At 69.9% G+C, this 8,434-nt stretch carries 7 protein-coding genes; 5 read left to right on the forward strand and 2 right to left on the reverse strand.

What is annotated here, in order from left to right; translation table 11 throughout:
• Positions 1-250: 250 nt before the first annotated feature.
• Genes ACWGI8_RS33630 through ACWGI8_RS33650 form a run of 5 tightly spaced genes read left to right on the forward strand, consistent with a single transcriptional unit; the run spans position 251 to position 5,887 of the window.
• Entirely contained in the window at positions 251-1,873 is a 1,623-nt protein-coding gene (locus ACWGI8_RS33630; RefSeq protein ID WP_453666773.1) for a peptide ABC transporter substrate-binding protein, read from the forward strand.
• A gap of 37 nt (positions 1,874-1,910) precedes the next feature.
• Positions 1,911-2,834, forward strand: a complete 924-nt coding sequence (locus tag ACWGI8_RS33635) for an ABC transporter permease (protein ID WP_453666774.1) — start codon at positions 1,911-1,913, stop codon at positions 2,832-2,834.
• Positions 2,827-3,843: an ABC transporter permease gene (locus ACWGI8_RS33640; protein WP_453666776.1), complete on the forward strand. Its 1,017-nt coding sequence runs from the start codon at positions 2,827-2,829 to the stop codon at positions 3,841-3,843. The genes ACWGI8_RS33635 and ACWGI8_RS33640 overlap by 8 nt, the downstream gene beginning before the upstream one ends.
• Before the next feature lie 12 nt (positions 3,844-3,855).
• On the forward strand, positions 3,856-4,854 hold the full coding sequence (locus tag ACWGI8_RS33645; RefSeq protein ID WP_453666777.1) for an ABC transporter ATP-binding protein: 999 nt from the start codon (positions 3,856-3,858) through the stop codon (positions 4,852-4,854).
• A complete protein-coding gene (locus tag ACWGI8_RS33650; RefSeq protein ID WP_453666779.1) occupies positions 4,847-5,887 on the forward strand; it encodes an ABC transporter ATP-binding protein in 1,041 nt (346 codons plus the stop codon). Before ACWGI8_RS33645 ends, ACWGI8_RS33650 begins: the two co-directional genes overlap by 8 nt.
• A gap of 207 nt (positions 5,888-6,094) precedes the next feature.
• On the opposite strand, the gene ACWGI8_RS33655 is transcribed toward ACWGI8_RS33650, so the two are convergent.
• Both ACWGI8_RS33655 and ACWGI8_RS33660 read right to left on the reverse strand, forming a co-directional pair.
• Positions 6,095-6,730 carry a GNAT family N-acetyltransferase gene (locus tag ACWGI8_RS33655; RefSeq protein ID WP_453666781.1) on the reverse strand — a complete coding sequence of 212 codons (636 nt, stop codon included), beginning with the start codon at positions 6,728-6,730 and terminating at the stop codon, positions 6,095-6,097.
• The coding region (locus ACWGI8_RS33660; protein WP_453666783.1) for a penicillin acylase family protein at positions 6,720-8,434 on the reverse strand (1,715 nt) is incomplete at its 5' end. The genes ACWGI8_RS33655 and ACWGI8_RS33660, both read right to left, overlap by 11 nt.

Below are 8,434 nucleotides of genomic sequence, written 5' to 3' on the forward strand. Positions count from 1 at the left end.
CGGCCGCCGTTCTGGCGGCCGGGGCGTTTTCCGTGCCGGTCGTACTTTCCCGGGACGGGTCCCGCGGTCCGGCCGTAACTCCCGGAGGCGGATCCCGCGGTCCGGCCGCACTGTCCCGAGGCGGGTCCGCGGTGCGGCCGGGCCTGCCCGCGAGCGTCGCCCGCCGTCCGGTCGTGTGTTGCAAATATGTGTTATGCGTCTTATGTGGTGGTATTGGGGTCAAGTGAAACGGGACCCCGGGAGGCACTCCATGCGCGGAGCCACTCACGCCAAGTGGGCCGCATGTGCGGCCGCCGTCGCGCTCGTGGCCACGGCCTGCGGCGGCGGGGGCGGTGCCGCGGGCGGGGCCGACGGCATCGTGAGCTCCTCCTGGGGGGACCCGCAGAATCCGCTGGAGCCGGCGAACACCAACGAGGTCCAGGGCGGCAAGGTCCTCGACATGATCTTCCGCGGTCTCAAGCACTACGACCCGAAGACCGGCGAGGCCGAGAACATGCTCGCCGAGAAGATCGACACCACCGACTCCACCAACTTCACCGTCACGGTCAAGGACGGCTGGACGTTCTCCAACGGCGAGCCGGTCACCGCGAAGTCATTCGTCGACGCGTGGAACTACGGCGCCCATCTCAAGAACAACCAGCGCAACGCCTACTTCTTCGGCTACATCGAGGGGTACGACCAGGTCCACCCCGAGTCCGGCCGGCCCACCGCCGAGACCATGTCCGGCCTCAAGGTCACAGGCGACCGCACGTTCACGGTCAAGCTCACCCAGAAGTTCTCCACCTGGCCGGAGACGCTCGGCTACACCGCCTTCGCCCCCCTGCCCAAGGCGTTCTTCACCGACCATGCCGCCTGGCTGGCGAAGCCCGTCGGCAACGGCCCGTACGCCGTCGACTCGTACGTCAGGGGCGCCCAGATGTCCCTGCGCCGCTGGGACCAGTACCCAGGCCAGGACAAGGCCAGGAACGGCGGCATCGATCTCAAGGTCTACACCGACAACAACACGGCCTACACCGACCTGATGGCCGGAAACCTCGACCTCGTCGACGACGTCCCGGCCGCCCAGCTCAAGAACGTCAGGGCCGACCTCGGCAACCGCTACATCAACACCCCGGCCGGCAGCATCCAGGCCATCGACTTCCCCTTCTACGACCCGGACTGGAACAAGCCGGGCCAGGAGAAGCTCCGCAAGGGCCTGTCCATGGCGATCAACCGGCAGCAGATCACCGACACGATCTTCCGGATGACCCGTACCCCCGCCAAGGACTGGACGTCCCCGGTCCTCGGTGAGGACGGTGGCTACGACCCCTCGCTCTGCGGCGACGCCTGCACGTACAACGCCGCCGAGGCCAGGAAGCTGATCGCGGAGGGCGGCGGCATCCCCGGCGGCGGGCTGAAGATCACGTACAACGCCGACAGCTCCCACAAGGTCTGGGTCGACGCCGTCTGCAATTCCATCAACAACGTGCTCGGCAACGACCGGGCCTGCGTCGGGAACCCCGTCGGCACCTTCGCCGACTACCGCAACCAGGTCACCCAGTCCAAGCTGACCGGCCCGTTCCGGGCCGGCTGGCAGATGGACTACCCGCTGATCCAGAACTTCCTCCAGCCCCTCTACTACACCAACGCCTCCTCCAACGACAGCAAGTGGAGCAACCCCGAGTTCGACCGGCTCGTCGACGAGGCCAACGCCCAGAGCGACACGGCCACGGCGGTCGACACGTTCAAGCAGGCCGAGAGTGTTCTGCGGGACCAGATGGCCTCGATCCCGCTCTGGTACCAGAACGGCAGCGCCGGCTATTCGGAGCGGCTCTCCAACGTCTCGTTGAACCAGTTCAGCGTGCCCGTCTACGAAGAGATCACGGTCAGCTGACGCCCCGGACCCAGTCCCCGCCCCCAGGGAGCCCTTCATGGGACGCTATGTAATCCGGCGTCTGCTGCAGATGATCCCGGTCTTCATCGGCGCCACGCTGCTGATCTTCCTGATGGTGAACGTGATGGGCGACCCCATCGCGGGACTCTGCGGCGAGCGGGCGTGCGACCCCGCGACCGCCGCCCAGCTGCGCAAGGAGTTCGGCCTCGACAAGCCGGTCTGGCAGCAATACCTGACGTACATGGGCAACGTCTTCACCGGCGACTTCGGTACGGCCTTCAACGGGCAGCCGGTCACCGAGCTGATGGCCACGGCCTTCCCGGTCACCATCCGGCTGACCATCGTCGCGATCGTCTTCGAGATCGTCATCGGCATCAGCCTCGGCGTGCTCACGGGCCTGCGCCGCGGCCGCCCCGTGGACAGCGGCGTACTGATCGTCACGCTGGTCGTCATCGCCGTCCCCACCTTCGTGACCGGCCTGCTGCTCCAGCTTCTGCTCGGCGTGCAGTGGGGCTGGATCAGACCGTCCGTGTCCGCCGAGGCGCCGCTCGGCGAACTGATCGTGCCGGGACTCGTCCTCGCGTCCGTCTCGCTCGCCTATGTCACCCGGCTGACCAGGACGTCCATCGCCGAGAACCGGCGCGCCGACTACGTCCGTACCGCGATCGCCAAGGGACTGCCCTGGCGTCGCGTCGTCACCCGCCATCTGCTGCGCAACTCGCTGATCCCGGTGGTCACCTTCATCGGCGCCGACATCGGCGCGCTGATGGGCGGCGCCATCGTCACCGAGCGGATCTTCAACATCCATGGCGTCGGCTACCAGCTCTACCAGGGCATCCTCCGCCAGAACACCCAGACCGTCGTGGGCTTCGTGACCGTCCTGGTGCTGGTGTTTCTCCTGGTGAACCTGATCGTCGATCTCCTCTACGCCGTACTCGACCCGAGGATCCGCTATGCCTGAGCCGCGATACGACGACCGGCGAGCCGGGGCAGCGATCGCCCCGACCGGCGCGGGCGGCGCGATGGACCTCGCGACGAGTGAGGGCGAGACCCTGGAGAAGGTTCCGGGTGGGCCGCTCGGCACCGGACCGGCGGGGCAGTACCCCTCAGCCGCCCCCGGCGGACGGGCGCGCAGCCTCTGGTCCGACGCCTGGCGCGATCTGCGCCGCAACCCCGTCTTCATCATCTCCGGACTGTTCATCCTCTTCCTGGTGATCATCTCGATCTGGCCCTCGCTGATCGCCCCCGGAAATCCGCTCAACTGCGACCTCGCCAAGGCCCAGGAGGGCTCCCAGCCCGGCCACCCCTTCGGCTTCGACGGCCAGGGCTGCGACGTCTACACCCGGACCGTCCACGGCGCCCGCACCTCGGTGACCGTCGGTGTCTGCGCGACCCTCGGAGTGGCGCTGCTCGGCTCCCTCCTGGGCGCGCTCGCCGGATTCTTCGGCGGAGCATCCGACTCCCTGCTGTCCCGCCTCACCGACGTCTTCTTCGCCATCCCGGTCGTCCTCGGCGGTCTGGTGCTGCTCTCCGTCGTCACCAGCAACACCGTCTGGCCGGTGATCGGATTCATGGTGCTGCTCGGCTGGCCGCAGGTCTCCCGGATCGCCCGCGGCTCGGTGATCACCGCCAAGCAGAACGACTACGTCCAGGCCGCGCGGGCCCTCGGTGCGTCGAACTCACGGCTGCTGCTGCGGCACATCGCGCCCAACGCCGTGGCACCGGTCATCGTCGTCGCGACCATCGCCCTCGGCACGTACGTCGCGCTGGAGGCGACGCTCTCCTACCTCGGTGTCGGGCTGCGGCCGCCCGCCGTGTCCTGGGGCATCGACATCTCGGCCGCCTCCCCGTACATCCGCAACGCCCCGCACATGCTGCTCTGGCCGGCCGGTGCGCTCGCCGTCACCGTCCTCGCCTTCATCATGCTCGGCGACGCGGTGCGCGACGCCCTCGACCCGAAGCTGCGCTGAGGAGCCGCGTCCATGAGTCCTGTCATGCCTCCTGACCCGCTGCTCGAAGTACGCGATCTGCATGTGGAGTTCCGCACCCGCGACGGCGTCGCCAAGGCCGTCAACGGCGTCACCTGGTCCGTCGGCGCCGGCGAGACGCTCGCCGTGCTCGGCGAGTCCGGCTCCGGGAAGTCCGTCACCGCCCAGGCCGTCATGGGCATCCTCGACAGCCCGCCGGGCCGGATCACCGGGGGCGAGATCATCTTCCAGGGCCAGGACCTGCTGACCCTGAAGGAGGACGAGCGCCGGAAGATCCGCGGGTCCGGAATGGCCATGATCTTCCAGGACGCGCTGTCCTCGCTCAATCCGGTCCTGAGCGTCGGCGACCAGCTCGGCGAGATGTTCACCGTGCACCGCGGGATGTCACGCAAGGACGCCAGGGCGAAGGCCGTCGAGCTGATGGACCGGGTCCGTATCCCGGCGGCGAAGGAGCGCGTCGGCCAGTACCCGCACCAGTTCAGCGGTGGGATGCGGCAGCGCATCATGATCGCCATGGCGCTGGCGCTCGAACCGGACCTGATCATCGCGGACGAGCCGACGACGGCGCTCGACGTGACCGTGCAGGCACAGGTGATGGATCTGCTCGCCGAGCTCCGGCGCGAGCTCGACATGGGACTCGTCCTCATCACCCACGACCTCGGCGTCGTCGCCGACGTCGCCGACCGGATTGCCGTGATGTACGCGGGCCGGATCGTGGAGACCGCACCCGTCCACGACATCTACCGGGCCCCCGCCCATCCGTACACGCGCGGTCTGCTCAACTCGATCCCGCGCCTGGACCAGAAGGGCCAGGAGCTGTACGCGATCAAGGGTCTGCCGCCGAACCTGATGCACATCCCGGCCGGTTGCGCCTTCAACCCCCGCTGCCCGATGGCCCAGGACGTGTGCACGACCGACGAGCCCGAACTGTTCCCCGTGAACCGGGACCGCGGCAGCGCCTGCTTCTTCTGGAGGGAGTGCCTCCATGGCTGAGCCGACCGAGCCGATCATCGAGGTGCGCGACCTGTACAAGCACTATCCGCTCACCCGGGGCATCCTCTTCAAGAAGCAGGTGGGGGCGGTCAAGGCGGTCGACGGGGTCGATCTCGACCTCTTCCCGGGAGAGACGCTGGGCATCGTCGGCGAGTCCGGCTGCGGGAAGTCCACCCTCGCCAGAATGCTGGTGAACCTGGAACGGCCCACGGCCGGGTCGATCCGCTACAAGGGCGAGGACATCACCAAGCTGTCCGGACGCGCGCTGAAGGCGGTGCGCCGCAACATCCAGATGGTGTTCCAGGACCCGTACACCTCCCTGAACCCGCGGATGACGGTCGGCGACATCATCGGGGAGCCGTACGAGATCCACCCCGAGGTGGCCCCGAAGGGCGACCGGCGCCGGAAGGTCCAGGAGCTGCTGGACGTCGTCGGGCTCAACCCCGAGTACATCAACCGCTATCCGCACCAGTTCTCCGGCGGCCAGCGCCAGCGCATCGGCATCGCACGCGGGCTCGCGCTGCGCCCCGAGGTCATCGTGGCGGACGAGCCGGTCTCCGCTCTCGATGTCTCCGTCCAGGCGCAGGTCGTCAATCTGCTGGAGCAGCTGCAGAGCGAGTTCAGCCTCAGCTACGTGTTCATCGCCCACGACCTGTCGATCGTCCGTCACATCTCGGACCGGGTCGGCGTGATGTACCTCGGGCGGATCGTGGAGATCGGCAAGGACGCGGAGATCTACGACCATCCGACGCATCCCTACACCCAGGCGCTGCTGTCGGCCGTCCCGGTGCCCGACCCGCAGGCGCGCGAGCACCGGGAACGGATCATCCTCACCGGAGAGGTGCCGTCACCGACCAGCGTCCCGTCCGGCTGCCGCTTCCGCACCCGTTGCTGGAAGGCACGGGAACGCTGCGCGCTGGAGGTGCCGGAACTGGCGGTGCCCGCGGAGTTCCGTCTCGCGGAGGGGCCCGCGAGGCATGACTCGGCGTGCCACTTCGCGGAGGAGAAGCGTGTGGTGCCGCGCGAGGACTGACCGCGGCGCTGCCCCGGATCCCGCCGGGCGCCGCCCCGGACCCCGCGCCTCAATCTCCCCCTGCGCCCCGCGGGCGTGGGGGGACCCAGCGGGGCTCGGAAATGTGCCGGTTCCCGTCGGCGCAGCCCGGGTGTCCGTCCTTGATCTCCCCCGGAGCCTCGCCTGGGGGTACCCCCAACGGGCTCCGAAGGAGCCCCGCCGCGGGTCTCAGCCCCGCGCCTCGGTCGTCTCCCGGTGGAGGATCATCAGCCGCGCCCTCTTCTCCGGCAGGAACACCTCCGGGAGGTCGATCTCCGGCAGAACGATCTCCGGCCCGATCTCGAACCCCGTACGGGCCAGCCGCTCGACCGCTTTCTCGTTACGGATGTCCGGCTCGGCGATGATCCTGCTCACCTTCGGGTCCGACAGCACGTAGTTGATGAAGACGGACAGCATCGCGGCCGTGAAGCCGGTCCGCGGGGCGCCCTGCGGGGGACCGACCATCAGGTGGAGCCCGATGTCGCCGGGCTCGACGTCGTAGCACTCGCTGACGCGGTCGGCCTCCGGCTCGTACGTCTGGAAGAGCATCGCCGGCCGGTCCCCGACGTGGATGAGGAAGGCGTGGTGCGTGGTGAGGGAGTCCAGGTGCTCGTAGATCTCCAGGACCTCGGCGCGGCTCGCCTCGCCCATGCCCCAGAAGCGGGCCCGCTCCTCGGTGACCCAGGAGTGGACGACGCCGACGTCGCGCCGCGGGTGCAGGGCGAGGACCCGTACCGTCCCGATGCCGTCGATGGTCTCCTCGTGCAGGGCCCCGGCCGGGCCCTCGGCCGGAGTCTCGGGTCGGACGACGGGCTCAGTGGTCATGACTCTCCTCGGTGCGGTGCTCAAGGGTGAGCTGGTCGAAGTCGGTGACGACGGGGACGAATTCGCCGTGCAGCCACAGCGGCAGCTGGTCGCGGTGGTGGGCGTCGCCGGGGATGCCGCGAGCGCCCAGCGGCACCACCCAGAGGCTGTCCTCGCGCCGGGCGAGGTCCCATACGTAACGGGCGGCCGGTCCGCGGGCACTGAGATCGGTGACGCCGGGAACGCTCGACGTGGCCAGCACACAGTCGTGGTCGCCGGGCAGACCCGGCCACTGCTCGTCCGTGCCGGGCAGCGCCTGCCAGGGCGCCAGCCGGTGCAGCTCGCCCCAGGTGGCGCTCGGTCCGCCGGCCGCGGCGACCTCGTCGAGGGCCGCGCGTACGACCCCGGCGCGGTCGATGCCGGGCAGCAGGCTGGTGGACAGCAGCGTCTCCAGGGCGTACGCGATCTTCACCGGCAGATACAGCCAGGGCGCGAACACCTCGGGGTACCCGAACGGTTCCGCGAGCGCGGCGAGTTCCGGGTGGGCCGCCAACCGCACGACGACCGCGGACCGCACCGCCGCGTACAGGGCGGCTTCGGTGCTGTCGGCCGCCATCCGCCGGTCCCAGCCCAGCAGCCGCTCCCGCAGCCGCGAGGCTTCGGGGGAGAGCCCGGGAAGCCCGGCGACCAGCTCCAGCAGCGGGCGCGCGGAGGCCAGATGGGTGTCGGTGTGGACGGCCGCCATGCCGGGTGCCGTCCAGCTCTTCGACTCGCGCAGCAGGTGGGCGATCCGGTCGGCCCGGTGCGGCGGCGCGAATTCGACGCCGAGGGCCGTGGCGAGCCCCCGCGCGTTCGCCATGACGGCGATGTCCTCGACCTCGGCGCGGGGCGTCTCGTGCCACCCCTGCCAGTCGTGCCCGTGCTCCCATGCCGGTACGACCCGCAGCCGGTTGTCCTCGTGCCGCACGGGTACCCGCCCGGCGACCCGGTGCAGCAGCCCGCCGGCGGTGTCCGCGGCATGGACCACGTTGACCGGCTCGGTCCATGCGTCGAGCGCCCGGTCCACATCCCCGGTGCTGCGCGCCCTGAGCAGCGCGGGGAGCGCCTCGAAGCCGAGCTCGCCGGTCACGCGCGGGGGGTAGCGCAGGCTGATGGCCTCCGTCCCGCCGTCACCGCCGCCGATGATCACGGGGCCACGCCCGGTCTCGATGATCTCGACCTCGACCGGGTCTCCGCCCGCCACCTCGATCGTCTCGCGGTGGTGGGCGGCCGGGTGCCAGCCGTCCGGGCCGAGGGCCTCGACCGCGGTCGCCGTGCGCCGCAGTCGCTCGCGGTACAGGTCCTGGTAGTCGGACATGGCGTTGGTGATCGCCCAGGCGACGTCCCCGGTGTGGCCGAAGTGGGCGAGGCCGGGTACGCCGGGGACGGCGAGGCCGAGGACGTCGAAGTCCGGGCAGACCAGGTGGATCTGCTGGTAGATGCCGGGGTCCTCGATGAAGCGGTGCGGGTCGCCCGCGATGAGGGGCGCGCTCGTGGCCGTACGGTCGCCGGTGACCAGCCAGCCGTTGCTGCCCGAGGTACCCGGCCCGTCCGTGGCGAAGAGGGTGATCGCCTCGTCGCCCAGCCGTCGTGCCACCTCCTCGCGCCACAGCTTGGTGGGGAACCCGGCGAACAGGATGTGCGTCGAGATCCAGATCCCCAGCGGGACCCACGGCTCCCATCGGC

Source organism: Streptomyces sp. NPDC054841 (assembly GCF_053611045.1).